We start from the raw sequence: 25,717 nt of genomic DNA, 5'->3' as shown, positions 1-25,717 counted from the left end.
AGAACTATCATGCAAATCATTAAAAAAATCGCCGCTACCACTTCCGTTGCCGCCTTGCTGTTGAGCTTGACCGCTTGCGCCAACATGTCCGGCCAGGATAAAAACACCGCCATCGGCGCTGGCGTCGGCGCAGTTGCCGGCTCCGTGCTGACGGGCGGCAGCGCCATCGGCGCAGTCGGCGGCGCCGCAGTCGGCGGCGTGATCGGCAACCAGGTCAAGCCGAAGTAATTATTGATCGAGAAAGCGGGGTGGGTGCCCAGGCGCCCGCCCCGCTTTTTTGCGTCTGCGGCAGAAGGATGAACGCCAGCAGGAAGAATCAGACGAAGACGTTGGCCATGCCGATGGCGCCGCTATCCTTGACCAGCTCGTAGCAGCGGCAGGACACGGCTTCCAGCCCCGCCGAATCGAGGATCTCGATATTGCCGCGGCTGTAGGTGATGAGTTTTTGCTGTTGCAGCGCGCTGGCCGCCTTGGTCACGCCGACCCGCCGCACTCCCAGGGTGTGGGCAAGAAATTCATGCGTGAGGTGAAATTTTTCCGACTGCAGGCGGTCGCGCGTGATCAGCAGCGAACGGGCCAGGCGCGCCTCGAGCACGTGGAAGCGGCTGCACACGGCAATCTGGATGGCTTGCGCCAGCAGGGTGTCCGTATAGCGGTACAGCAAACGCTGCAGGGACTCGAGCTGGGCGAACTCGGCGCAGAACTCGGCCCGCCCGATGCGGCTGGCCGTACCGGAACGCTGCACCACGGCACGCACTTGCGCCAGGTCATGACCGAGCGCGACGGAAGCGCCCAGGACGCCTTCGCGGCCGACGGAGCCCACTTCCAAGGTCATCCGGCCTTCCGCCACGGCCAGCAGCGAGATCAGGCAATCGCCAGGGAAATAGATGTGGCCGATAGGCTGGCCCGGTTCGTACAGCACCTCGCCCACCTCGACCGTGACGGTATCGAACAGCGCCGTCAGGTGCCGCAAGTCGTGCTCGGGCAGGCTGGCCAGCAGGCGGTTGCCGGCGTCAAGCGCGCCCACGGGCGAACCCAGGCCGGATCGGCCTGCATCGCGGGACAGGGTCATGCTGGCAGTCGTTGGTGGCATTGCTTTTCCTTGGTGTCGTTACAACTCGACATAATTTTTACTTAGCCTACGGTGCAGTACCGGCCCTGTATGTACGGTGACGCACGGAAGCGGAGCAAGCGGCACAGCACACTGGCAATACACGCACAGAACAAGCATCAACCAACAGAACACGCAGCACCCTTTATTTAAAATAACCAAGGAGCCCTCCATGACTACCACCACCAAATCCCTCCATCCGCTGGTGCTTGCCGCCGCCGTCGCCGTCCTGCTGTTTTGCGGCGTCGGCACGGCTGCCCTGATGGGCTGGCTGCCTTCGTCCCAGGGCGATAGCCAGCCACTGGCGGCCAGCACCTCGGCCGAACAAATGGCCAACCTGCAGGCAAACCAGCCGCCAGCAAACTTGCAACCGGCCAGCGCGCAGCCGCTGGCCGTCCTGCCGCCACAGCAACCACAGCAACCACAGCAGCAACCAGTGCGCCAGCAGCAACCGCAGCAACAATACGCGGCAGCCCCGGCGCCGCAGGTGTGCGCTAATTGCGGCGTGATCGAAGCCATCCATGAAGTCAATACGCGCGCCGAAGGCAGCGGCGTGGGCGCGGCTGGCGGCGCCGTCGTCGGCGGCTTGCTGGGCAACCAGGTGGGCGGCGGCCACGGCAAGCAACTGGCCACCGTGCTGGGCGCCGTCGGCGGCGCCGTGGCCGGCAACCAGATCGAAGGCAGCGTGCGCGCCACGCGCAGCTACAACATCGTCGTGCGCCTCGATAACGGCAAGACGCGCACCGTGCACCAGAGCGCCGCGCCAAACTGGCGCCAGGGCGACCGCGTGCGCGTCGTCAACGGCGGCTTGCGCGCCATCGGCTAAGGCATAGGCCGCAGCGCTGCCGCCGCTGCAATAAGTTGCAAATTCAACACACGCCCGGCTTGTCCGGGCGTTTTCTTTTTAACAATGTTCGTTGGCGTACAGATGAGCTTGCCGTCCCGCGAGATGATGCATTCAGGAAAGTTCAACGAAACGTCATCAAGGAGTAGCCATGCAAGACGACAAGGCAGGCAGCAACAGGATCTGGCTGGGCTTTATTGGCGGCGGCTTGCTGGCCACCGCGCTGGGCTTTTGCGCGCTGGACTTGGCGCCCGAAGCGGGCGGCCCCGTGTTCGGCGTCATGCTGCTGCTGACGGGCGGCATGGTCAGCTGCCTGGCCGGCGCCGTCGGCATGGCCGGCATGCTGGCATGGGTGCCGGGCATGGCCGATGAACACGCCGACCGCTCACGATAGTTGAGTCTTGTGTACGACAGCGTACAGAACGCAAGGGAAACAAAGTAGACACTTAGTCATGGCATCAGCGTTCAGCGACCCAGTCGCCGCGCAATGACAAGAACCGATGACGGCGCCACACGCCAGCGCCTGCAAGGCCAAGGCCGTCGCCGTCATCCACACATTACTCTCGGAGGACACATCATGCTGTATACAATCGCCGTCGTACTCATCATTCTTTGGCTGCTGGGCCTGGTAACTTCCTATACCATTGGCGGCTTCATCCACATACTGCTGGTGGTCGCCGTGATCATGGTGCTGCTGCGCCTGATCAGCGGACGCGGTTTATAGAGGCCAATTTACTGGCCAGACGGGGCGGCGCGCGTGCGAACGGGCGCCGCCCTTTTGCCTGTAGTGCGCACACACTGGCACGCCGCGCCATTTTGCAGTAACGTGTGCAGGTAATTCCTGGGTATGTCCCAATAACAAAACAAGGAGAAAATCCATGAAAGAAGCATTCAAAAAAGGCCCTGGCGCCAAATCCCTGATCGGCATGCTGGTGATCGCATTGGCCGCCAGTGGCTGCGCGGACATGTCCGCCACGCAACGTGGCACGGCCACGGGCGCCGGCGTCGGCGCGGGCCTGGGCGCCTTAATCGGCGGCACCACCGGTGGCGGCAGCAGCGGCCGCACGGCCGGCGGCGCCCTGATCGGCGCGGCGGCGGGCGCAGTGATCGGCAATATCTGGTCGAACCGCATGGAAAACCAGAAGCGCGCGATGGAACAAGCGACACAGGGTACTGGTGTGCAAGTGACGCAAACGGCCGATAACCGCCTGAAAATGGAAATCCCCAGCGATATTTCCTTCGACACCAACCGCGCCGACATCAAGGGTAATTTCCGCCCCATCCTCGACCGCTTTGCCGCCACCCTGAACGAAAACCCGAACACCACGGTCAGCATCATCGGCCATACGGACAGCACGGGCAGCGCTTCCATCAACGAACCGCTGTCGGTGGAACGCGCGGCCCACACGCGCGACTACCTGTCCATGCGCGGCGTCTCGCCGACCCGCGTTGTCACGGAAGGCCGCGGCGCCCGCGAGCCGATCGCCTCGAATGCGGATGCATCGGGACGCGCACGCAACCGCCGCGTGGAAATCTACGTAGCAGAGCTCGCTCCCCGCTAAGGTCGGGAAATCGCCATAAAAAAAGCCCGCTGGCAAATAACTTGCCAGCGGGCTTTTTTATTTAAAACAGCTTATTTCGACGTCGTTGCCTTGGCGCCGCTTTCACCCTCTTTCGCCACCTTGGCAAAGTCGCCTGCCACCACCACCGAGACGGCCGATGGCTTCAGGTACTCGCGCAGGCCCTGGTTCACTTGCGCCAGGGTCAAGGCGGCCACTTTCGCTTCCAGGTCCTTGTCGTAAGCCATGGTACGCTCTTCGGCAAGGTAGCCGGCCAGTTCGCGCGCCAGGCCGCTGTCCTGCGTGCGGCCCACTTCCTGCGATTGCAGCCAGCCTTTCTTCGCTTCGGCCAATTCCTCTTGCGTGAAGCCATCGGCCAGCGCCTTGGCGATTTCCTCGCGCAGGGCCGCTTCCACCTTGACCGTGTTTTGCGGCGCGCTGATGGCATACGCCATCCAGTAACCGGCCGGTTCGCGCGACGGGATGCTCACTTGCGAACCGACGCCGTACGACAGGCCTTCCTTCTGGCGGATGCGGTCGGCCAGACGGCTGCGCAAGGCGCCGCCACCGAGCATGTGATTGGCGATCAGCAAGGCGGGATAGTTGGCGGCGTCATCCTTGAGGGGAATCGGCTGGATGGCGAACAGCACGCTGTTCGCCTTGTCCGGCGTTTCCAGGGTGACTTTTTCGCCGCTGACAGGCTTGACGGCATCCAGTATGCGCGCATACGGCTGCTGCGCCTTCCAGTTGCCGTACAGGCTGGCCACTTGCGCCTTCAGCGCGGCCGGGTCGAAGTCGCCCACGGCAGCGAAAGTCGCGTTCGCCGCGCCATAGTAGGCGCCATGGAAGGATTTCACATCGGCCACCTTGATGGCTTTCCATTGCACCAGTTCGGCCGGCAAGGTGGCCACGTGGCGCACATGGCCTTCCGGCGTGGCGTCGAGCAGGCGGCGGAAGGCGTTCACGGCCAGCGGCTGCGGCTCAGGCAACTCCTGCTCCGCGCGGCCGACGCGCTCGCGCTGCAATTCCAGGAATTCCGTCTCGTTCAAGGCCGGCTTTTGCAGCACTTGCGCCAGCAGGTCCATGGCGGCCGGCAAGTTCTCGCGCTTGCCATTCAGCATGGCGGTGACGCCCTCGGCGCCGCCCGTGATGGCGACCTGCATGCCCAGCTGGTCGAACTTGTCCTTCACTTCCTGGCGCGACAGTTTATCCGTGCCGCGCGACAGCAGATTGGCCGTGTAGACGCCCACTTGCGCCTTGCCGCGCAAGCTCTCTTCGCTGCCGATCTGCAATTTCAACACGACGCTGACCGTGCTGCCCTTGGTTTTCTTCGGCAGCAAGGCGCCCTTCAAGCCATTCGGCAAGGTGAAACGCTGGGTGCGCGCTTCGATATTGTCGGGGCTCGGGTCGAACGCTTCGCCCTGCGCCACCACGGCGCGGCCCGTGTAGCCGGCCAGTTGCGGCGCCACGTCGGCATAGGCCGGCACGACGGTGCGGTCCGGCGCATCGGTAGGAATGAAGCGGCCCAGGGTGCGGTTCGAGCTCTTCAGGTATTTCTCGGCAGCCGCCTGCACCTGCGCCGTCGTCAGCTTGTCGAGCTGGTCGCGCTGCAGGAAGAACAGACGCCAGTCGCCGGCCGCCAGGGACTCCGTCAGGGCGATCGTCATGCGCGCCGTGTTCGAGGTGATCAGTTCCACCTGCTTGTTCAGCTGCTGTTTCACGCGCGCCACTTCCGCATCCGTGATGGGCTGCGACTTCAAGTCTTCCAGCACTTTCAGCATGGCCGTCTGCGCCGCATCGAGGTTGCCATCGAGCGGCACCAGCGCGCCGAACAGGTTGTAGCCCGGCTCCAGGTTGCTCACGGAGTTGTATTCGATCTTGCTGGCCAGCTTGGTTTCCACCAGCGCCTTGTGCAGGCGGCCGGCCGGCGCGTCCGTCAGCACGTGACCGAGCACCTCGATGGCGACGGCGTCCGGGTTGCCGGACGGCGCCACGTGGTAGCCGGCGCCGACGAACTGCGTGCCGCCGCTGCGGCGCACCGTCACGGCGCGCTCGCCATCCTGCACGGGTTCGGCCGTGTAGGTCGGTTCGATCACGCGCGTGGGTTTCGGGATCTTGCCGAACAGTTCATTGATCTGTTTCAAGACCTTGGCTTCGTCGAAGCGGCCCGCCACCATCAGCACGGCATTATCGGGCTGATAATATTTGTGGTAAAACGCACGCAGACGGGGAATGTTCACCTGCTCGATGTCGGAACGGGCGCCGATGGTCGACTTGCCATAGTTGTGCCAGTCGTAGGCGATGGCCTGGATGCGCTCGCTCGTCACGCCGATCGGGTCGCTCTCGCCCATCTCGAACTCGTTGCGCACGACGGTCATTTCGCCCTTCTGCGTCTTCGGGTTCCACAGGTCGTTCTGGTCGATGGCCGCGTTGACCATGCGGTCCGCTTCCATGGCCAGCATCTGGCGCAGGTTGTCGTCGTTGGCGGGGAAGGTGGCGTAGTAATTGGTGCGGTCGTACCACGTGGTGCCGTTGAAATCAGCGCCCGTCGAGTTCAGTATCTCGACGGGCGTCTTGCTGCCCTTCTTGATGCCGAAGTTGGCGCTGGGCTTGAACAGCAAATGCTCGAGCAAGTGGGCCATGCCCGTTTCGCCATAGTTTTCATGGCGCGAACCGACCAGGTAGACGATATTGGTGGTCAGGGTCGGCTTGCTGGCGTCCGGGAACAGCAGCACGCGCAAGCCATTGGCCAGGCGGTATTCGGTGATGCCTTCGACGGACGTGACTTTGACGGCGGCGGTACGGCTGGGTGCAGCCTTGCCGGCTTTCTGGGTCGGCGCCGCTTCCACGGGGGTGGCGGCAAGGATGAACGATGGCGAGAGGATGCCGGCGGCAAGCAGGAGGGCGGTAATGGGTTTCAAGGCAGAGTCCTGGTAACACTACGTTATAGACGTGCGCAAGCAAACGGCGCAGGCGCAATGTGATACGAACGCAAGAATAGTCACGGGGCCCGCGCTGCGTCTTCGCCGCCACGTGAAATTATTGCTATTTCGTAATTTACGGCATACGTATCACTATTGCAAGCCTCTGTCATCAGGCTGCCATACAGGCGTGTTATACTCGACCGTTCCAGAACTATCTGCCTGTATATGAGACGAGCTCTCGTCCTGCTCTGCCTTTTTGTTTTCATCGCGTTACCCCAGGCGTTTGCCAGCATGGCTTACGCCAGCCCTTCCCCATTCCAGCATGCAATCGCGGCCGGCGCTAGCGCCACGCCCGCCTTCAGCATCGATTGTGCCGATGCCAGCCTCCATGCGGGCCTGCCTGGCGACAGCTGCGATAGCTGCAGTAGCGAAGAATGCGACAACGACCCCATCACGCTGTACCCGAGCTCGCGCCAAGCCGTGCCGTTTTACGCCATCATTTGGCAAGCGGGACCGGGCGCACTTGCCGAAGCGGACGTGCGGCTGGCCACCCGGCCGCCGCGCGTCCGCCCCTAAAGACATGCATGCAGCACCCACGCGCCCGGGGCTTTAGCCGCCAGGCACGCTTTACACTGATCGACTTTACAAGGTTACACACATGGAATGGTTATTTGACCCGACAATCTGGGTCGGCCTGCTGACGCTGGTCGTACTGGAAATCGTACTGGGTATCGACAACCTGATTTTCATCGCCATCCTGGCCGAGAAACTGCCGCCGCACCAGCGCGACAAGGCTAGAGTGCTGGGCCTGACCCTGGCCCTCGTCATGCGCCTGGGCCTGCTTTCCCTGATTTCCTGGCTGGTCACCCTGACCACGCCATTGTTTTCCATATGGACATTCTCGTTTTCAGGGCGCGACCTGATCCTGCTCCTCGGCGGCCTGTTCCTGCTGTTCAAGGCAACCAGCGAGCTGCACGAGCGCCTCGAAGGCATCACGCACGCCCAGACGGGCCCGAAGGTCTATGCCGGCTTCGGCCTGGTGGTGGCGCAGATCGTCGTGCTCGACGCCGTCTTTTCGCTCGACGCCGTCATCACGGCCGTCGGCATGGTGGAAAACCTGTACGTGATGATGGCCGCCGTCGTCATTTCCATCGTCGTCATGATGCTGGCGTCGAAGGTGCTGACGCGCTTCGTCAACGCCCACCCCACCGTCGTGGTGCTGTGCCTGAGCTTCCTACTGATGATCGGTCTCTCCCTGGTGGCCGAGGGCCTGGGCTTCCACATTCCGAAAGGATATCTGTACGCCGCTATCGGTTTCTCGATCGTCATCGAATTCTTCAATCAATTGGCGCGCCGCAACTTCCTCAAGCTGCAGTCGAACGCCCCCCTGCGCGACCGCACGGCGCAAGCCGTGCTGAGCCTGCTGGGCGGACGCAAGGGCCGCGAAGCCGTGGAAGAGCACGAAGTCAAGGAAATGCCCGATGTCTCCGCCTTCGGCGTGGAAGAGCGCAACATGGTCAGCGGCGTGCTGACCCTGGCCGAACGCTCGATCCGCTCCGTCATGACGCCGCGCGGCGACGTGTCGTGGGTCAACCTGAACGACAGCAGCGAAAAGATGCTGCAACTGCTGCGCGACACGCCGCATAGCATGATTCCTGTCTGCAATGATGACCTGGACAATGTGGTCGGCATCGCGCGCAGCAAGGACCTCATCGAGGATCTGGTCTCGCGCGGCAAGATCGACCCGGACAGCATGCGCGAAGCCGTCGTCGTGCCGGAAGCGGCCGGCGTGCTGAAAGCCATGGAAACGTTAAAGCGCTCGCGCGGCCAGCTGGTGCTGGTGGTCGACGAGTTCGGCACCGTGCAAGGCGTGCTGACGCCGATCGACATCCTGGAAGCCATCGCCGGCGAATTCCCCGACGAGGACGAGCAGCCCGACGTGGAAGTGCTGGGCCCCGGCCACTGGCGCATCGACGGCGCGACGGACCTGCATTATCTGGAGCAAGTTTTCGAAACGGAAACCCTGGTCAGCGAAGACGGCGAATACAACTCGCTGGCCGGCTTCCTGCTGGCGCATTTCGAAAACATGCCGGCCGTGGGCGAAGTACTGGAGCTCGATGACTTGCGCTATGAAATCATCGAGGCCGACGAGCGCCGCATCGCCTGCGTGGACGTGCGCCGCATCGAGCCCGATCACAGTTTGTAACACAATGGCAAGCGTGCCCCGCTTGCCATGCCGTATGCTGGGGTCTGCCCATACCGGAGACCCCACGATGAAAAAATCCCTGCTACGCCTGACCCTGCTGGCTTGCGCCGCCCTCGGCGCCCACGCCAATGCCATGGCCGCCTCGCAGTCCGCCACCATCAAGCCGGGCCTGTGGCAAGTCGACAGCAAGATGGCGTCGCCGGACGCCGCCACCGACAACGCCATGTCCATGGTGCTGCAGCAACTGGGCAACCTTCCTCCCGATCAACGCAAGCAGCTGGAAAGCATGGCGGCCAGCCGCGGCATGGCCATGCCCACCGTGGGCGCCGATGGCGCCGTGCGCGTGACGGCATGCGTGACGCCGGACATGGCGGCACGCAAGCAGATTCCCACGGGCCAGCCCGGTGACTGCAAATCGAAAAACACGGATATCGCGGGCGGCATGAATGTCTCGTTCACTTGCGCCAATCCGAAATCGAGCGGCGAAGGCAAGGTACTGTTTACGGGCGACCAGGCGTTCAGCATGCAACTGGCGGTGACCACCAGCGCGCGCGGCACGCCGGAACAGGTGAATGTGACGAGCAACGGCAAATGGCTGGGCGCAAGCTGCCCTGCCCCATCGGCGACCGCGGCTCAGAAACCGTGACGGAAGCCCAGATTAAACGCCGCATCGCCATGCCCCGAATCGCTGGCATTACCCACCGTGTAGCGGGCGCCGTTCTTGTTGTGAATCTTCGCGTAGGACGCATAGAAATCGCTGCGCTTTGACAGCGAGTACGTGAGGCCGACGGCCATCTGGCTGGCGTCGCGGTTGGCCAGGTCGCGGTCATCCTTGCGCACCCAGGACGCCAGCAGCTTGAAGCCGCCCACAGGCACGGACACGCCCAGCAAGGTGTCGCGGCTGTCCGAGGACGACATCGACAGGGCCAGCGCGCTGTAGGCATTGTTCGGGTCCCATGGCGAGCTGCCATAGCCCTTGTTGATGCCCACGGCGGCAAAGGCGGTGGCCACTTTCAGGTCGATATTCGCCGCGATCAGGGTGTTGCGGGCAGACATGTCGATGGCGGGCAAGGTGCCGGAAGCGAGGATGAGGTTATTCTTGCGCTGGTGCGACACGCTGACATTCACGGCGCCGGCCGAATAGCCGAGGGTGGCGCCATACGCGCGGTTGTTGGCGTTGCTGTACGGCGACTCGCCAAAGCTGTAGATGGCGCTGGCAGTCACGCCGCGCAAGGCGGGCGTCACGTATTTGACGGTGTTGTCGTAGCGTTTCACGCTGTAGCCGGCCAGGTTGCTGGCGCTGCCGGCCATGCCGCCCTTGAACGGGTCGGCCACATCGGTCAAGGTCAGGTATTGCAGGTTGTACTGGCGCCCCAGGGTCAGCGCGCCCAGGCGGCTGTCGAGGCCCACGTAGGCCTGGCGGCCGAACAGGCGGCCCTCTTCCGACTGGCCCGTGTCGTTCTGGATGCCTGCTTCCAGGGTAAACACGGCCGTGACATCATTACCCAGCGCCTCGCGGCCCTGCACGCCCAGACGCGAACCGGACGCGACGCCGCCGGACACCTTGGCGCCGGCGCAATTGGCGGCACAGCCCCGCTCGGCCACGATACCCGCGTCGAGCACGCCGTACACGGCAACGTTACTGGATGCGGCACTGCCTGCGCCATCGGCAGCCTGGGCCGTCGCGCCCAGCGCGAAAGGCCCCATCCCTATCACAGCAAGCGCAAAATACGAGGTCTTCATGATAAATATCTCGGTAACGTGAATTGAAACTTCCCGGTATTGATCAGGACATGCGCTGTGTGTCTGATCTCAGTGTTACCTTATCCCCGCTTTTTGTCCAGCGTCCGTGCGTTGTACAACAGAAACTTCAGCTTAGCCCAGGAAAAGAGTCGCACACTGACAACACGCAATATTGACCATGATTCAGCTAATTTGCGGCAAAATGGCGTTAAATGCAGGCCCTGCCGTAAAGCAATGTTCGGTGGCGAACGTTGCGCGATTTGACGCAGGCGGTACACTACTGGTTTTACCGACAGCGGCTCGCCCGTTTTTTCTGCATGCTAGCTATCCTCGAACGCATTGACCCCAACTCCAGCAATATCGACTTGCTGGTGGAATTATTCAACTCACTGCGTCCCAAGCGCTCCCACGACAGCGCGACCGCGATTGCCAACGTGCGCACCCTGCGCCAGCTTCTCAAAGGTAACCCCGCACAAGCGCGCGCCCTGCACGAATACGTGCTGCGCGTGCTGGCCGCGCGCCGCCACGCCAGCCTGTACACCGACATCGGCGTGCTGTCGAACAGCGGTTTCTTCACGGAATTGAAACGCCGCATCGCCTACCGCATGCTGCCACCCGCCCTCGGCGACGAGTACCTGAACGACGCGCTCGACCAGGTGCTGTACCTGAAAACCGATTATTTGTGGATCAGCAATGTGCCCGCCACGGACTGGCTGGAACTGTTCGACGTACTGACCAGCGACGAGATCGAACTGGCCGTCGGCGATGGCAATATCATGCTGCCGGGCATGCTCGACGCCATCCGCACCCTGTCCTACCGCGTCTGCGCCATGGGCCTGGAGCCGGAACTGACACGTTTCCACAGCGAAATCGAAGTGTTCCAGTCGCCATTCATGGTGCAGAACACGGAAGTGAACGCCTACCTGGACGCCTACACGAATCTGCTGCACGGCGATCTCGAGCACATCGAGGACGCGCGCCATTTGCTGGTGATGCTGGACCAGTGCGACGCCGTCATCGCCAAGATCCGCAAGAAGGCGCTGTACCAGGGCACCAGCATTCCCCTCACGTATTTATTGGTGGCCTTGGCGCAAAGCATCGAACGCCTGCGCAAGCTGCTGTTCCTCGTCGACACGAGCGGCGAGCTGCCTGCCTCCAACAACGTGGACATCGCCGCCATCACGGTCGATGCCACGCAAGACTTGCTGTACCCGCAGCCCGTCAGCCGCCGCCGCGCGGGCGCCGTCGGATTGGCGCTGGAACTGATACGCGCGCACAACCACAAGTACAAGGTCAGCGACCTGTTTTCCGACAATATCAACTTGCTGGCGCGTAATGTGACGGAAAACGCCAGCCGCACGGGCGAGCACTACATCGCGGAAAACCGCCGCGAAATGGGCGCCATGTTCCTCTCGTCCGCGGGCGCGGGCGTGATCATCGGCTTCATGGCCCTGTTCAAGATATTGATGTCCTACCTGCGCTCGGCGCCGCTGGTCGAAGCCTTCATGTTCAGCATGAATTACTCGATCGGCTTCATGTTCATCCACTTGCTGCATTTCACGGTGGCCACCAAGCAGCCGGCCATGACGGCGTCGCGCATCGCCGCCGGCCTGCACAGCAAGGATGGCAGGAATATCGACCTCGACAGCATGGCGGAACTGATCAACAAGGTCTTCCGCACGCAAAACATGGCCGTGCTGGGCAACCTGGCGACCGCCATTCCCACGGCCTGGCTGATCGCGCTCGGCTACAAGGCGATTACCGGGCACAACCTGGTGACGCCCGAGAAGGCCATGCATTTGCTGCACGATATCGACCCCATCGGCAGCCCCGCCATCTTCTACGCCATGATTGCCGGCGTATGCCTGTTCGTGGCCGGCCTGATTTCCGGCTACTATGACAACCAGGCCCTGTACACGCGCTGGGCGCAGCGCATCGCGCAATTGCGCGGCCTGGGCCGCGTGATTGGCCAGGAACGCCTGCAACGGCTGGGCATGTACCTGGAAAACAACCTGGGCGGGCTGATGGGTAACTTCTATTTCGGTATCTTGCTCGGTTCCATCGGCACCCTGGGCTTTTTGATCGGCTTGCCCATCGACATCCGCCACATCACCTTCTCGGCCGCCAACTTCGCCACGGCCCTGGTGGGCCTGGACCACAACATGAGCTGGCAACTGGCCGTCAAGTCGCTGTCGGGCATCTTCGCCATCGGCACAGCCAACCTGCTGGTCAGCTTCGGCCTGGCCCTGTGGGTGGCCCTGCGTTCGCGCCAGGTGCGCTTCAAGCACGGCATGCAGTTATTGAAGATACTGGGCAAGCGCTTCCTGAGGTCGCCCATCGTCTTCTTCTTCGGTTCGAAAAACCCGCCACCTTTGGCACTGGCCGATGAGTCGGCAAACCTGTCACCTACCACCAAGGCTCAAAAATGACCGCTCGGCGCATGCAACCCTGCCTCACCGCCCTACTGCTGTGCTGGACCCTGGCTGCATGCGCCTCGCTGCCCAATGTCAAGAACCTCAACACCACCCTGGAGCCGGTGGCCAAGCCCAAGGTGATCACGGGCAAGGGTGCCGTGCTGAACGTCAACAGCCGCGCCGCCCTGCTCAACAAGCGCTGGGCCAAGTCCGGCATGGACTTGAAAACCCAGGCGGCGCTGGAAGAGGCGGCCACGGGCGTGCCTTTGATCAAGGGCAACAAGGTGACCCTGCTGTTTGACGGCCCGCAAACCATGGCCGCCATGTTCCAGGCCATCAGCGAAGCAAAGAACAGCATCAACCTGGAAACGTATATCTTCGACCAGGATCCGCTGGGTCTCAAATTTGCCGACATGCTGATCGAAAAGCAGCAATCGGGCGTGACGGTCAACGTCATCTACGACAGCGTGGGCACCCTCGGCGTGCCGCAAGCGTTCTTTGACCGCATGCGCGCGGCCGGCGTGCACCTGGTGGCCTTCAACCCCGTCAATCCCGCCAAGCTCAAGGGCGACGACTGGAAGATCAATAACCGCGACCACCGCAAGGTGCTGATCGTCGACGGCAAGATGGCATTTACGGGCGGCATCAATATCAGCGATACCTATGCAAAAAGCTCGCTGTTCCGCTCGAAATCGAAACCCACCGACAAGAAGGACGTGGGCTGGCGCGATACCCATGTGAAAGTGGAAGGCCCGGCCGTGGCCGCCTTCCAGTGGCTGTTCATCCGCACCTGGGCCCAGCAAGACCAGGCCGACTTGCCGGACGCCAATTATTTCCCGACCTTGTCGGAAGTGGGCGACAAGCTGGTGCGCGTGGTGGCCAGCGAACCGGACGGCGGCTTCGAGATCTACAAGGCGTACATCCTGGCCATCCAGGAAGCCAAGAAATCCATCCACATCACGTCCGCCTATTTCGTGCCCGACCAGCAGACGGTCGACGCCCTGATCGCGGCCGCGAAACGTGGAGTGGACGTCACCGTCGTGCTACCGGGCGTGTCCGACAGCGGCCTCGTATTCCATGCGGGACACGCCCTGTACGACCAGCTGCTGGCCGGCGGCATCCGCATCTTCCACTTGAAACTGGCCGTGCTGCACGCCAAGACGGCCGTCATCGACGGCGCCTGGTCGACAGTGGGCTCGACCAACATCGACATGCGCAGCTTCCTGCATAACAGCGAACTGAACGTGATCGTGCTGGGCGACAGCTTCGGCAGGGAGATGGAAAACGCCTTCCAGGAAGACTTGCGCGACTCGGAAGAAATCACCAGGGCGAAATGGGAAACGCGGCCGATTGCCGACCGCATGAAGGAGTGGGCGGCGCGCTTCATGAACTACTGGCTCTAAGAGAGCCGCCGACAAACAGGCGTAGGTCGGATTAGCGCAGCGTAATCCGACATCACCACAGCTATTACCAAAGCCAACAATAGCGTCGGATTACGCGGGGTATTGCCCCGCCAATACGACCTACAGCGGCCGCAAGCTGGCCCACACCCCGCCCTGGCGCTCGAACGCTTCCGTGCTGACCTTTTCAAAGTCGGCGCTGTCCTCATTCCAGCTGTAGCGCTCGACGCGAATACAACTATTTTCCACGCGCAGCACGTTGAAGGAGTTCGACTCGCCCCGGCCCCGCGTGGACGTGGCCGTGCCCGCCTGCACCATCAGGGCAGCGTAGCCGGCGATCTTGTAGCGCTCGGCCGTGTTGCCCGCCACACTGGCGTGCAAGTGCCCGGCCAGCAGCAGATCCACGCCGCATTCGGAAAACATTTGCAGCGCCTGCGGGGCGCGGTCCACCAGATCATCCTCGTCGAAGTGCTCGGGCAAGTCAAATGGATGGTGCGTGACGATGATGCGCGTCAAACCGGGCGGCAAACTGCCCAGGCGTTCACGCAGGAAATCGATCTGCTCGTGGCTGATGCGGCCATCCTTGAACGTCATCGAGCGGGCCGTATTGATGCCCAGCACGGCGATTTCCTCATCCACATATTCGGGCGACAAATCGTCCGTGACATGGCGCCGGTACTTCACCAGCGGCGTCAGGAAGCGGGAAACGACGTTGTAGAGTGGCACGTCATGGTTGCCCGGCACCACGATCTGCGGCCCCGGCAAACTGTCGAGAAAATGCCGTGCTTCCTGGAACTGGGCGCTGCGGGCGCGCTGCGTGAGGTCGCCCGAGACCACCACCACGTCCGGTTCCAGGCGCTCGACGAGCGCGCGCAGGGGCGCCAGCAGGGCCGCATCGACCCTGCCAAAATGCAAGTCGGACAAATGCACGATGGTACGCATGGCGTTCTCCTAGCTGGCTGCGGGTACGGGCGCCGGCACGATCACATCGAGCGCGGCCGTGCGGATGCGGTAATGCAGCGGCGTATTCATGACGGTCACTTCGCCATCGGTGGCCACGCGCAGGCGGCGGTGTTGCGTGGCAATCTCCAGGTCGGTGGCCGTCAACACGTCGAAATCCTTGGCCTGCGACAACTTGCCAAACAGCGCGTGCAAGGCCAGCTTCAGCAAGCCCAGGCGGCCCGGACGCTGCGCCACGTACAAGCTCAGCTGGCCGCCATCGAGCCGCTCGCGCTCGCCGATATTCAAGCCTTCCATCAGGTATTCATTATTGCCGATGAAGACGAAAGGCGTGCGCCGCGCATGCACGGCGTCGTTGAGCTTCAATTGCACGCTGAGGAATGGGTAGCGGCGCAGCGCGGCCACCAGCGCCCAGCTGAAGGCCAGCCACTTGCCCCGTCCCAGCCGGCGCTGCTGCTTTTCGCGGTCGCGCACGATATCGGGATACAGGCCAAGGCTGGAATTGTTCAGGAAGATGCGGCCATTGACTTCGCCCACGTCGACCTGGTGCCGCACGCCCTGCGCTACATTGGCAATGGCCGCATCGAGGTCGAGCGGGATATTCAAATCCTTGGCGAAATGGTTCAGCGTGCCCAGCGGCAAGACACCAAACGGCGTGCCGCTGCCGACAACGACGGATGCGACGGCATTGATGGTGCCGTCGCCGCCACCGGCCACGACGATGGGCGCGCCATCGCGCAGGGCTTGCTCGGCCGTGGCGATCATGTCGGCGCCGCTTTGCGCCAGGGTGATGGCGGCGTCGAGTCCCACGGCGGCAAAAGCCGCTTCGAGCTGCTGCGCCCAGTCGGGCGCATAGCCGCAACCGGCGCCCGCATTGATGATGACTGCAATCTTGCTCAGGATCGTACCCCTTATTTGGTTTGCCGGATATGCCGGCGGCGGCGCAGGGTCGACACGCCGGCGATGCAGATGGCCAGCCAGCCATAGCTTTCCGCCATGGCCGCCAGCACATCGCTCAGGTAATGCGCGCCCAGGTAAATGCGGCTGAAGCCCACGAGTGACGCCATCAGGAAAGCGCCCAGCGCAATGGCGATGCGCTTGCCCCACGCGCCCGGCGCCGTCTGGCAAATCAGGTAGGCGGCCAGCAAGCCGTACAGGGCTGTCGAGGTGGCCGTATGGCCACTGGGAAAGCTGTACGTGCTCAGGGCCGTCTGCAAGATGGGCTCGTCAAAGCTGGGCCGCGCGCGCACAAAAATGTACTTTAGCAGCAGGTTCAAAAACATGACGCCCGGCATGGTGATGACCAGGGTAAACATCCAGTAATCGGCGCCCTTGCGGTGCAGATACCAGCCCAGCAAGGCGGCCAGGGTGATGGCGCCGATCACGCCATGCATGTGCGTGACGACCAGCAGGCAGCTGGTGATCCACGGCACGGCATGCTGGTTGAACCAGTGCGCCACCTGCAAGTCGATGACCGTGATCCGGGCCATGCCCATGACGGCTTCGGCGATTTCGTGAAACACCACGATAGCCACCAGCATCAGCGCCACGCCCACCGTCATATGCAGGCCCAGCTCGCCTTCGGGCGACAGGCGCGCCTCGACGAAGCGGCGCAGTTTCGTGGTCCAGCCCGTGGTCATGCCCATGTCATTTTTCTCTTGCAAACTCATCTCTCTTTCATGTTCCTGGTACTGATCAAAAAAACCACACCAGCAAAAAAATACTGTTTATTCATACAGTAGCTGTGCATTCATACAGTACTTATGCTATTCTGATGACTCGTTCAACACATCTCCCTCAAAGGAATTGTCATGGCAACATTGAATAGCGGTTTTGGCTCACGGTTCGGCCTGGAATACGCCCCAAGCTCTTTCCTCGTCCGCATGGGCAAGCGCGAAATCCTCGTCTGCCGCGACTTCCGCAAGCGCTACTACACCGTCAATCCCTTGATCGAGTGCGGTACGGGCATCGAGCCGGGCTATGTTGAAGTGCTGCTGATGCGCCGTTGGTTGCTTATTCTATCCAAGGCACATTAAGAATGACTTTAAAACAAGGTGTTCGCACCCTGTTATCAAGTCAGCTCCGTCCGGCCACGCCGGGAACGCCTCAGTACCGGCCAGCGGCACGCTGACCGACCCCTCACTACTGTGTGCGTTCCGGCGCGGCCGGGCTGGCAGGTGTTTCGGCAACTGTACCGGCAAGTGCGTCGGCACCTGCGTCGGCAGCTATGCTGGAAGGCATGTTGGCAGGCGGTACGCGGTCAGTCGCATTCGCTTCGTACCACAGTGTAACGAACAGCACCATCACGACGGGGCCGATGAACAGGCCCACGAGACCCAGGGTTTCCACGCCGCCCAGGATGCCGAACAGCACGGCCAGGAAGGGCAAGCGGGTAGCGTTGCCGATCATGCCGGGGCGCACGAAGTGGTCGGCCACAAACAGCACCACGGTGCCCCACGCGGCCACGCCGATGGCGGCGCCCACATTGCCCTGGAAGACCAGCAAGGCGGCCGCGCACAGGTAAGCGAGCGGCGCGCCGAACGGGATGATGGCCAGGATGCCCGTGGCAAAGGCCCACAGGGCCGGTGACGGCAAGCCGGCAATCGCATAGGCGATGCCGATCAGCACGCCTTCGGCCAGGCCCACCAGCACCAGGCCGTTGACGGTGGCGCGGATGGCCGTGGGGATCTTTTTCGCATACCGGCCCCACCGTTCGGGGCGCAGGAAATGGCTGCCGACGGCCGTGATCTGGCGCGTCAGCGCCTCCCCATCCTTGTAAAAGAAAAACAGGCATAAAAACGCCAGGCCGAAGTCGACCAGGCGATGGAACACGTCCGCCCCCAGCACCTTGAGCATGTCGCGCGCGGAATGAAAGCCGCCCACGGCGCTGCCCGCAAAGAAGTGGCCCAGGCCGTGCGGCTGGCTCAGGGTGGCCAGCCACCAGTCGCCGATGGCGCTGCCGGCCAGCGGAATATGCGCCACCCAGTGCGGCACGGGCAAGCCGTCGGCATTCGCATGCACGATGAAATTGGCCAGCACGGGTACTTCGCGCGCCGCCTGCGCCACGCCGAACAGCACGGGAATGATGAAGATGCAGGCGAACGCCAGGGTCAACGCGGCCGCCGTGATGATGGGGCGCTGCCCCAGCGCCGCGCGCACGCGCACATACAAGGGCCAGGTAGCCACGCACAGGATGCCGGCCCACACGAGCGGCAAAAAGAAACGCTGCATGACGAAGGCCGTCACGGCGATCAGGGCCAGGGAAAAGCCTGCGCTGACAATATCGCGCTGGGTATCGTTCATGCCACTCCATTCGTGCCCGGCGCCACAAGCCGCCGGTTTTCGCTACGCGCCAGTTGCGCAGGCGTAGCGTAACACGGTGGCATTCCGATTTACACGAGCCCCAGCTCCGCCGGTTTCACGCCGGCAAACACGTGATCGAGCTGCGCCGGGGTCAAGCCGAACGTGCGGCGCAGCAAGCCGCCCAGCACGGCCCGGTATTCGTTCAGCACGGGCATGTCGCGGTTCTGGAACAACGTCGCCTGCGCAATCGCCACTTGCTCGCCCGCCACCTGCTTGCCTTTGATGCCGCCGCCCAGCACCCAGAACACGCTGCCGTGGCCATGGTCCGTGCCGCGGTTGCCGTTTTCGCGGAAGGTGCGGCCAAATTCGCTGACCACCACCACCACGGTATGGCGCCAGGCGCCGCCCATTTCCTGCGAAAACGCGGCCAGGCCCCGTCCCAGCTCATCGAAGCGCCCCGCCAGGTAGCCGCTGGCGCCGCCCTGCCCCACGTGCGTATCCCAGCCGCCCACATCGACGAAGCCGATGTTGTATTTATCCTTCATCAAACGGGCGATGCGCTGCGCTTCCAGTTCAAAGCCCTTGGTACTGATGGCGTTGCGGTTGGCCGCCTGCATCTCCCCCGTCAACTCCTTCGTCACATCGTCGCGCACGACAAAGCCCGCGCTGACGGGTTGCTGCAGGGGCGTGCCCCGGTACATGGCGGCGATGATCTGGCTTTGACGCGCATCAATGCCGGACTTGCCCACGGAACGCAGCGCCATGTTCGGCACTTGCACGCCGCCCTGGAAGATCAGCGGCAGCTGGTCCGTGAAGGCGATGGCGGGATTGAGCGGATTGGCCTTGCTGCCATTCAAGGTCTGTACCAGGCGGTTCAGGAAACCCGAACGGAAGTCGCGGCGCGTGTTGATCTCTTGCCCCAGCTCGATCGTATCCTGCGTTTCGAAATGGCTGCGCGTCAAATCCGTCGTGCCCGCAAACGGGATGAAGGCCGCCTCGCCGCCCGTGAACATGGGGTAGATGGTCTCGCGCAAGGCTGGATGCAAGGCCCAGTCAGCGTTCAAGGCCAGCGCGCCGTTTTCCTCACCGGGTTTCGCGATGGCGATATTCGGCCGCGCCGCATAGTAAAAATCGCTGCCGACCGGCACCAGCAAGTTGTTCGCATCATAGCCGCCGCGCAAAAAGACGAACAGCAGCTTCGCATCGGTGGCGGGCGCCGCCAGCAGACTGCCCGCATGGGTCAGCAAGGGCGCGGCGGCCAGGGCTTTTAACAAGTCACGACGATTCATGGCAATCCTCCGGTTTCAACTTAGCGGTGCATCATTTCGGGTGACGAGAGCAGGAAGGTATTCCACTCCTGCGGCGAGGCGGCCTGCTCCAGGGCCAGGCGCGTGGCCGGACTCAAGGCTGGCTGCAGCGACTGGTAATACAGGGCGCTGGCCAGTTGCGGGAAGGCCACTTTTTCCTGCGGCTGCGGGCCATCCGTCTTGAACAGGCCGGCGCTGCCCGAGCCGATGGTGCGGGCGATGTCGAAGCGCGTCGTCATCTGGCCGGGGCTGGCCCAGGAGGCGTCCGCCAGCGGATAGCCATCGGGCGTCTGGCGTCCGTACAGGGGCTGGCCCATGCGCGAGAGCCAGCTCAGCATGGGGCCCGCGTTCAGGATGGGCTTGTCGTCATAGCTGAGGCGCACGGCCGACACCACATAATGCATGGGGTCCTTGAATTTCTTGCCCAGCGACTGCTTGAACTCCGGGCTGCTGAACATGGTTTGCAACACGTCGGCGATCATGCCATCGCTCTGCTGGAAGGTGGCGGCCATGCGCGCCACCAGCGGCGCGGGCGGATTATCGCCGACGAAATACTGGGCCAGCTTGCCGCTGATAAAGTGTGCGGTGGCCGGACTGCGGCTGAGGCGGTCCAGCGCTTCATCGAGCTCGGCCAATCCCCTGCCCTTCACCGTTTGTCCCAGGAATTGCTTATCGCCGTAATCGTGGCGGTTTGGATTGAACTCGAACAAGCCCCGGCGCACGTATTGCGATTGCAGCGCCGGTTTCACCTTCGGCGTGTCCGCTCCCAAATTCACGCCCACGCCCGTCAGAATGCGCGCCAGTTCCTGCACATCCGCCTGGCTGTAGCCGCCGTTGACGCCCAGGGTGTGCAGCTCCATCAGCTCGCGCGCATAGTTTTCATTGATGCGCTTGGCGGCATTGGCTTCATTGTCCAGGTAGCGCAGCATGGCCGGATGGTGGACGGTGGCGCCCAGCAAGTCGCGAAATTTCCCCAGCGCGTGCGGCGCGATGGCGTTCGCCTCGTAATCGCCCACCATGGCGCGCAAGTTGTGCTTGCCCTGGTGCACGCTGAAATGGTTGAGCCAAAACCAGCTCAGCTGCTGCTGCAACTGGTTCGGCGAATACACATCGAGCAACAGCGAACGCGTGGCCGCTTCGCGCGCCAGGCGGTTCAGTTCCTGCTGGTACTCCTTTTGCGCCTGCTGCTTCGCCATGTCGTCCATGACACCGGCCGACTCCTTGCGCTTTTGCTCGATAGAAAACACCAACTGATCGAGCGGCACCTGGCTGATGGTCATGGCGTCGATTTGCGCGGCGATGGCTGGCGGCAAGGCCGCTTTTCCTGGATGCAACTGCGCCTGCAAGTAGGCATTCCAGCCTTGCACCTGCACCTGGCGCACGCTGCCCCCGCTCACGCCCCAGCTGACCCGTTCCAGCATGGCGATGTCCTGCGCGGAACTGGTTTGCGCGCGATGACCGGCCTGCACGGCAGGTTCGGTTGCGGCGCAGCCGGCCAGCAAGAGCAGGGAAATCAAGGTCGTCGGCAACAGTCGGTTCGGAGTCATGGCAGTCCTTCAAGCGGTTTCATGCAGAATGCCTGAGGGTACGCCCAGGTTGACCTGCGCATGATTGCCATTTGCAACGAGTTGTAATCCAGCGCGATAGTTTTCCGGCCAACCTTTCGCCGGCAAGAGTGCCGCGCGTACCATTACGAATGAATAATCTCGGATAAAATATTATCGGGAGAATGGCGTATTGCAATGGCAGCTGCGTATTTTCTCTCGAACCAGACATTATCCATACAAAAGTCATATTGAAAATAGATGAAAATATTGTTTATCGCTGCATTCGGAATGTTATCGCTGATTCAAACACCATCCTCCTTCGCGGAAAATCTCAACGGGAAAACGCTGTATGTACAGAGATGCGCCGTGTGCCATGGGGCAGAGATCAAGGGAACCGGGCCATTGGCGAATAAAAGCAATCCTCCCACGCCGGACCTGACCACCGCCGCTTTCAAAAAACGCCTGAAGGATTATCCGGGCGTGATTGTATCGTCGGTCATACTGCGTCCGAATGGCGATTTGATCCCAAAGACCTTGAAAGAGAATGGCGTCAAGATCGCGCCATATGCCTGGCGGGTAAAGGATTTTCGCGATTTGAATCAATACATGAGTGACGTGATTTTAAAAAATCGCCGATATTAAATAAGCAACGCTCTCCGGTCAATTCTGCTGTTTTAATAACTGCGCACATTTGTCGCGCAGGAAATCGCGCAGCTGCAGCACCAGCGGCGTCACCTGCGCCCGGTGCGTGCAGACCAGGTGCAAGGGCGTGGCTTCGCCCGCCACGCCGGGCAACAGCGCTTGCAGGCGGCCGGCGGCCAGGTCGCCAGCCACGTCGAGCCGTGATTTGTAGGCGATGCCCAGCCCCGCCACGGCCCAGCGCCGCACCAGGTCGGCGTCGTCGGCGCTGCGGTTGCCACTCACGGACACCGTCACTTGCTCGCGCTGGGGCAGGCGGTAAAAGGTCCAGCGGTCGTGCAAGCCGTCTTCCAGCGCAAAGCGCAGGCAATTGCGTTGCGACAAATCTTCCAGCGCCAGCAGGGGGCCATGTTCGCGCAGGTAGGCGGGCGACGCCACCAGCACCCGGTCGTTGGCGGGCGCGATCGGCATGGCGACCATGCTCGAATCGTCTTGCTGGCCATAGCGGATGGCCACGTCGACTTGCTGGCGCACCATGTCGGCCACCCGGTCGCTGACGCTGAGCTGGTAGTGCAGTTTCGGATGGCGCGACTGGAATTCGTCCAGCCAGCCCAGCATCAGGTTGCGGCCCAGGTCGGAGGGCATGGCAATTTTCAAGGTTCCGCCGAAACTGTCCTTGCCGGCCAGTAGCGCATCGTGGCCTGCGCGCAGCAGGCGCAAGGCTTCCCGCGCGTGTTCCAGGTATTGCGTGCCTTCCGCCGTCAGGCTCAGCGAACGCGTCGTGCGGGCCAGCAAACGCAAGCCCAGCTCCCCTTCCAGGCGCTTGACGGCGGCGCTGGCCAACGCGGGCGAAATGCCGATCTCGCGCGCGGCCGCCGACAAACTGCCCCGGTCGGCCGTGCGCACAAATACCTGCAAGTCATCGAGTCGCAGCAATTTTCAGCATTCCTTTGAAAGTGTTTCGGTACGTACCCCCTGTTTCCAGGACGGCATTGCCACCATCATACGGTATCCACCCAACGAGGAAGCACATGAAAGCCATCGCCTACCACCACAGCCTGCCCATCACGGATGCCGACGCCCTGCTCGACATCGAGCTGCCCGTGCCCGTCGCCACGGGGCGCGACCTGCTCGTCGCCGTCAAGGCCATTTCCGTCAATCCCGTCGACACCAAGGTGCGCAAGAACCGCGCCCCGAAAGAGGACCAGCCGGAAGTGCTGGGCTGGGATGCGGCCGGCGTCGTCACCGCCGTCGGCCCCGACGTGACCCTGTTCCAGGTGGGAGATAAAGTCTGGTACGCGGGCGCCATCAACCGCCCCGGCAGCAACAGCGAATTCCAGCTGGTCGATGAGCGCATCGTCGGCCACATGCCCGCCAGCCTGGACTTTGCCCCGGCCGCCGCCCTGCCGCTCACGGCCATTACAGCCTGGGAACTGCTGTTCGACCGCCTGCAGCTCAGCCGCGACAGGAATCTGACGGGCAAGTCGCTGCTGGTAATCGGCGCGGCCGGCGGCGTCGGTTCCGTGCTGGTGCAACTGGCGCGGCAATTGACGGGCGTCACCATCATCGGCACGGCATCGCGCGCGGAAACGGCCGACTGGGTGAAGGAACTGGGCGCCCACCACGTGATCGACCACAGCCTGCCGCTGGCGGGGGAAATCACGCGCCTGGGCTTGCCGCCCGTCGATTATGTGATCAGCCTGAACCAGACCGACAAGCATTTCGAGCAGATCGTGGAACTGATCGCGCCGCAGGGCAAGTTCGCCCTGATCGACGACCCCGAGCACATCGACGTGCGCAAGTTCAAGGGCAAGAGCGTGTCGCTGCACTGGGAACTGATGTTTACCCGTTCGCTGTTCCAGACGGCTGACATGGTCAAACAGCATGATCTACTGGAAGAGCTGGCGCAGCTGGTCGATGCGGGCACCATCAAGACGACCCTGGCCGAACGCTTCGGCACGATCAATGCGGCGAATTTGAAGCGCGCACATGCCCTGCTGGAAAGCAATACGGCAAAAGGGAAGATTGTGCTGGAAGGTTTCCAGTAATCAGGTAATCAGGATAGCCCTGAAATCATTGACGTTCGTCAATGTCGGGCCCGTGACCACGGAGTCCCCCAGCGCCTGGAAAAAGCCGTGGCCATCGTTGTCGTCCAGGCTGTCGCGCGGTTTGATACCCTGGGCCCAGGCCCGTTGCAGGGTGTCGGGCGCCAGCACCGCGCCGGCGATGTCTTCCTGGCCGTCGACGCCATCCGTGTCGCCGGCCAGCGCGTGGATACCCTCGTGCCCATCGAGCGCGATGCCCAGCGCCAGCAGGAATTCCACGTTGCGCCCGCCACGGCCGTTGCCGCGCACGGTGACGGTCGTTTCGCCGCCCGACAGCAGCACGCACGGGGCGGGAAACGGCTGGCCCCGCACGGCCGTTTGCAGCGCGATGCCGGCCATCACCTTGCCCACGTCGCGCGCCTCGCCTTCCAGGCTGTCGCCCAATATATACGGCGTGACGCCGGCCGCGCGCGCCACGGCGGCTGCCGCTTCGAGCGCCATCTGCGGCGTGGCGATCAGGGTGGTGTGCGTGCGCGCCAGGCGTGGATCGTCGGGCTTCACGGATTCGCCGCGCCCGCTTTCCAGCACTTTGCGTATGCTTTCCGGCAAGTCCATGCCATAGCGGCGCACGATGGCCAGCGCGTCCTCGCACGTGGTGGCGTCGCCCACCGTGGGGCCGGACGCGATATCGCCCAGCTTGTCGCCGGGCACGTCGGAAATCGCCAACGTCACCACTTGCGCCGGATGGCAGGCGGCTGCCAGGCGCCCGCCCTTGATGGCGGACAAATGCCGGCGCACGCAATTCATTTCGCCGATGGTGGCGCCCGACGCCAGCAGCGCGCGGTTCAGCGCCTGCTTGTCTTCCAGGCTGATGCCCTCCAGCGGCAAGGCCAGCAGGGACGAGCCGCCGCCCGAAATCAGGCATAGCACCGTGTCGTCGGCCTGCAAGTTGCCGACCAGGCCGAGCATGCGCCGGGCCGCCTCCATGCCGGCCGCATCCGGCACGGGATGCGACGCTTCGACGATCTCGATGCGCTCACACGGCACGGCATAGCCATAGCGCGTGACGACGAGGCCCGACAGCGGCCCCGGCCAGTGCCGTTCCACGGCTTGCGCCATGGCGGCCGACGCCTTGCCGGCGCCAATGACGATCAAACGCCCCTCGGGCGCGGGCGGCAGATGGGGCGGTATGCAGTGCGATGGCTGGGCCGCTTCGATGGCGGCCTGGAACATGGCTTGCAGCAAGGCGCGTGGCGCTGGGGTGGTCGTCATTTTGTTTCCTCCGGGATCCGGTCCCGATCATAGCAGGGCCGGCAGCCTGGCAGCTACAATGGCTGCTTGACGGTAAAAACAGGAATGCAATGAACGAGGCAATTGAATGGACTGGACTGGCCCGCACCTTCGGGCTGTTTACCGTCACGGCCTTGGCCGAACTGCTGGGCTGCTACCTGCCCATGCTATGGCTGAGCAACAAGGGCAGCGCCTGGCTGCTGTTGCCGGCCGCCATCAGCCTCTTGATCTTCGTCTGGCTGCTGACCTTGCACCCGGCCGCCAGCGGCAGGGTGTACGCCACGTATGGCGCCATCTATATCGCCACGGCCCTGGGATGGCTGTGGCTGGTGGACGGCGTCACGCCGGCCTGGACGGACATCGCCGGCGTGGGCCTGGCCCTGGCCGGCGCCGCCGTCATTGCGATGGGACACAAGACGGCTTGA

Annotated in this window: 25 protein-coding genes; 14 read left to right on the top strand and 11 right to left on the bottom strand. The window is 62.9% G+C overall.

Annotated elements, in window-relative coordinates; translation table 11 throughout:
• Window positions 1–9: 9 nt before the first annotated feature.
• Window positions 10–228, top strand: a complete 219-nt coding sequence (locus BLT98_RS24705; protein ID WP_077401543.1) for a glycine zipper 2TM domain-containing protein — start codon at window positions 10–12, stop codon at window positions 226–228.
• An 88-nt stretch (window positions 229–316) separates the two neighbouring features.
• Here BLT98_RS24705 and BLT98_RS24700 read toward each other — a convergent pair whose 3' ends face one another.
• Window positions 317–1,093 carry a Crp/Fnr family transcriptional regulator gene (locus BLT98_RS24700; RefSeq protein WP_092612473.1) on the bottom strand — a complete coding sequence of 259 codons (777 nt, stop codon included), beginning with the start codon at window positions 1,091–1,093 and terminating at the stop codon, window positions 317–319.
• Between the two features lie 190 nt (window positions 1,094–1,283).
• On the opposite strand from BLT98_RS24700, the gene BLT98_RS24695 reads away from it, so the two are divergent.
• The 4 genes from BLT98_RS24695 (at window position 1,284) to BLT98_RS24685 (ending at window position 3,517) form a co-directional block, all read left to right on the top strand.
• Window positions 1,284–1,937 (top strand): outer membrane lipoprotein, encoded by a 654-nt coding sequence (locus BLT98_RS24695; RefSeq protein ID WP_092612467.1) that lies wholly within the window; start codon window positions 1,284–1,286, stop codon window positions 1,935–1,937.
• Between the two features lie 169 nt (window positions 1,938–2,106).
• On the top strand, window positions 2,107–2,349 hold the full coding sequence (locus BLT98_RS24690; protein WP_034786348.1) for a hypothetical protein: 243 nt from the start codon (window positions 2,107–2,109) through the stop codon (window positions 2,347–2,349).
• Between the two features lie 183 nt (window positions 2,350–2,532).
• Window positions 2,533–2,679, top strand: a complete 147-nt coding sequence (locus BLT98_RS28965) for a lmo0937 family membrane protein (RefSeq protein WP_010396376.1) — start codon at window positions 2,533–2,535, stop codon at window positions 2,677–2,679.
• A gap of 202 nt (window positions 2,680–2,881) precedes the next feature.
• Window positions 2,882–3,517, top strand: a complete 636-nt coding sequence (locus BLT98_RS24685) for a YiaD family glycine zipper/OmpA-like lipoprotein (protein WP_034786394.1) — start codon at window positions 2,882–2,884, stop codon at window positions 3,515–3,517.
• Between the two features lie 71 nt (window positions 3,518–3,588).
• Here the strand turns inward: BLT98_RS24685 and BLT98_RS24680 are convergent, their stop codons facing one another.
• Window positions 3,589–6,435, bottom strand: coding sequence for a M16 family metallopeptidase (locus BLT98_RS24680; RefSeq protein ID WP_092612464.1), 2,847 nt, complete (start codon window positions 6,433–6,435; stop codon window positions 3,589–3,591).
• Window positions 6,436–6,729: 294 nt separating this feature from the next.
• Between BLT98_RS24680 and BLT98_RS24675 the strand changes: the two genes are divergently transcribed.
• From BLT98_RS24675 to BLT98_RS24665, 3 genes are all read left to right on the top strand, one after another.
• The gene (locus BLT98_RS24675) at window positions 6,730–7,014 is read left to right on the top strand and encodes a hypothetical protein (RefSeq protein ID WP_070278575.1); all 285 of its coding nucleotides are present in this window, start codon (window positions 6,730–6,732) and stop codon (window positions 7,012–7,014) included.
• Between the two features lie 82 nt (window positions 7,015–7,096).
• Window positions 7,097–8,644, top strand: a complete 1,548-nt coding sequence (locus BLT98_RS24670; protein WP_034786355.1) for a TerC family protein — start codon at window positions 7,097–7,099, stop codon at window positions 8,642–8,644.
• A gap of 67 nt (window positions 8,645–8,711) precedes the next feature.
• Window positions 8,712–9,290 (top strand): DUF3617 domain-containing protein, encoded by a 579-nt coding sequence (locus BLT98_RS24665; RefSeq protein ID WP_034786358.1) that lies wholly within the window; start codon window positions 8,712–8,714, stop codon window positions 9,288–9,290.
• Here the strand turns inward: BLT98_RS24665 and BLT98_RS24660 are convergent.
• A complete protein-coding gene (locus tag BLT98_RS24660; protein WP_092612461.1) occupies window positions 9,278–10,387 on the bottom strand; it encodes a porin in 1,110 nt (369 codons plus the stop codon). The two genes, BLT98_RS24665 and BLT98_RS24660, sit on opposite strands and share 13 nt — an antisense overlap.
• Before the next feature lie 317 nt (window positions 10,388–10,704).
• Between BLT98_RS24660 and BLT98_RS24655 the strand changes: the two genes are divergently transcribed.
• Window positions 10,705–12,816: a site-specific recombinase gene (locus tag BLT98_RS24655; protein ID WP_092612662.1), complete on the top strand. Its 2,112-nt coding sequence runs from the start codon at window positions 10,705–10,707 to the stop codon at window positions 12,814–12,816.
• Window positions 12,813–14,204, top strand: a complete 1,392-nt coding sequence (gene cls, locus BLT98_RS24650) for a cardiolipin synthase (protein ID WP_092612458.1) — start codon at window positions 12,813–12,815, stop codon at window positions 14,202–14,204. The genes BLT98_RS24655 and cls overlap by 4 nt, the downstream gene beginning before the upstream one ends.
• Before the next feature lie 120 nt (window positions 14,205–14,324).
• Here cls and BLT98_RS24645 read toward each other — a convergent pair whose 3' ends face one another.
• From BLT98_RS24645 to BLT98_RS24635, 3 genes are read right to left on the bottom strand one after another with little or no spacing between them, the layout of a single operon-like run.
• Entirely contained in the window at window positions 14,325–15,143 is an 819-nt protein-coding gene (locus tag BLT98_RS24645; protein WP_092612455.1) for a metallophosphoesterase family protein, read from the bottom strand.
• A gap of 9 nt (window positions 15,144–15,152) precedes the next feature.
• Entirely contained in the window at window positions 15,153–16,061 is a 909-nt protein-coding gene (locus tag BLT98_RS24640) for a diacylglycerol/lipid kinase family protein (protein WP_092612656.1), read from the bottom strand.
• 11 nt (window positions 16,062–16,072) lie between these two features.
• The gene (locus tag BLT98_RS24635; RefSeq protein WP_244517681.1) at window positions 16,073–16,831 is read right to left on the bottom strand and encodes a phosphatase PAP2 family protein; all 759 of its coding nucleotides are present in this window, start codon (window positions 16,829–16,831) and stop codon (window positions 16,073–16,075) included.
• A 141-nt stretch (window positions 16,832–16,972) separates the two neighbouring features.
• Here BLT98_RS24635 and BLT98_RS24630 point away from each other — a divergent pair, with 141 nt between their 5' ends.
• Complete coding sequence (locus tag BLT98_RS24630) at window positions 16,973–17,197, top strand: hypothetical protein (RefSeq protein WP_010396348.1); 225 nt, start codon at window positions 16,973–16,975, stop codon at window positions 17,195–17,197.
• Window positions 17,198–17,303: 106 nt separating this feature from the next.
• Here BLT98_RS24630 and BLT98_RS24625 read toward each other — a convergent pair whose 3' ends face one another.
• From BLT98_RS24625 to BLT98_RS24615, 3 genes are all read right to left on the bottom strand, one after another.
• Window positions 17,304–18,464, bottom strand: a complete 1,161-nt coding sequence (locus BLT98_RS24625) for an AI-2E family transporter (RefSeq protein ID WP_092612453.1) — start codon at window positions 18,462–18,464, stop codon at window positions 17,304–17,306.
• Between the two features lie 89 nt (window positions 18,465–18,553).
• Window positions 18,554–19,753, bottom strand: coding sequence for a DUF1501 domain-containing protein (locus BLT98_RS24620; RefSeq protein WP_092612450.1), 1,200 nt, complete (start codon window positions 19,751–19,753; stop codon window positions 18,554–18,556).
• A 20-nt stretch (window positions 19,754–19,773) separates the two neighbouring features.
• Window positions 19,774–21,318 (bottom strand): DUF1800 domain-containing protein, encoded by a 1,545-nt coding sequence (locus tag BLT98_RS24615; RefSeq protein WP_092612447.1) that lies wholly within the window; start codon window positions 21,316–21,318, stop codon window positions 19,774–19,776.
• Window positions 21,319–21,576: 258 nt separating this feature from the next.
• On the opposite strand from BLT98_RS24615, the gene BLT98_RS24610 reads away from it, so the two are divergent.
• On the top strand, window positions 21,577–21,960 hold the full coding sequence (locus BLT98_RS24610; protein WP_092612444.1) for a c-type cytochrome: 384 nt from the start codon (window positions 21,577–21,579) through the stop codon (window positions 21,958–21,960).
• Between the two features lie 18 nt (window positions 21,961–21,978).
• Here BLT98_RS24610 and BLT98_RS24605 read toward each other — a convergent pair whose 3' ends face one another.
• Window positions 21,979–22,893, bottom strand: coding sequence for a LysR family transcriptional regulator (locus BLT98_RS24605; protein ID WP_092612441.1), 915 nt, complete (start codon window positions 22,891–22,893; stop codon window positions 21,979–21,981).
• A 95-nt stretch (window positions 22,894–22,988) separates the two neighbouring features.
• Here BLT98_RS24605 and BLT98_RS24600 point away from each other — a divergent pair, with 95 nt between their 5' ends.
• Window positions 22,989–24,005 carry a zinc-binding alcohol dehydrogenase family protein gene (locus tag BLT98_RS24600; protein WP_092612438.1) on the top strand — a complete coding sequence of 339 codons (1,017 nt, stop codon included), beginning with the start codon at window positions 22,989–22,991 and terminating at the stop codon, window positions 24,003–24,005.
• Here the strand turns inward: BLT98_RS24600 and BLT98_RS24595 are convergent, their stop codons facing one another.
• On the bottom strand, window positions 24,006–25,274 hold the full coding sequence (locus BLT98_RS24595; protein ID WP_092612435.1) for a glycerate kinase type-2 family protein: 1,269 nt from the start codon (window positions 25,272–25,274) through the stop codon (window positions 24,006–24,008).
• An 89-nt stretch (window positions 25,275–25,363) separates the two neighbouring features.
• Between BLT98_RS24595 and BLT98_RS24590 the strand changes: the two genes are divergently transcribed.
• Window positions 25,364–25,717, top strand: a complete 354-nt coding sequence (locus BLT98_RS24590) for a YnfA family protein (RefSeq protein ID WP_092612432.1) — start codon at window positions 25,364–25,366, stop codon at window positions 25,715–25,717.

This window comes from Janthinobacterium sp. YR213, assembly GCF_900099875.1.
Classification (GTDB): Bacteria; Pseudomonadota; Gammaproteobacteria; order Burkholderiales; family Burkholderiaceae_D; genus Janthinobacterium; species Janthinobacterium lividum.
This window is presented reverse-complemented; position numbering and strand designations above follow the sequence as displayed.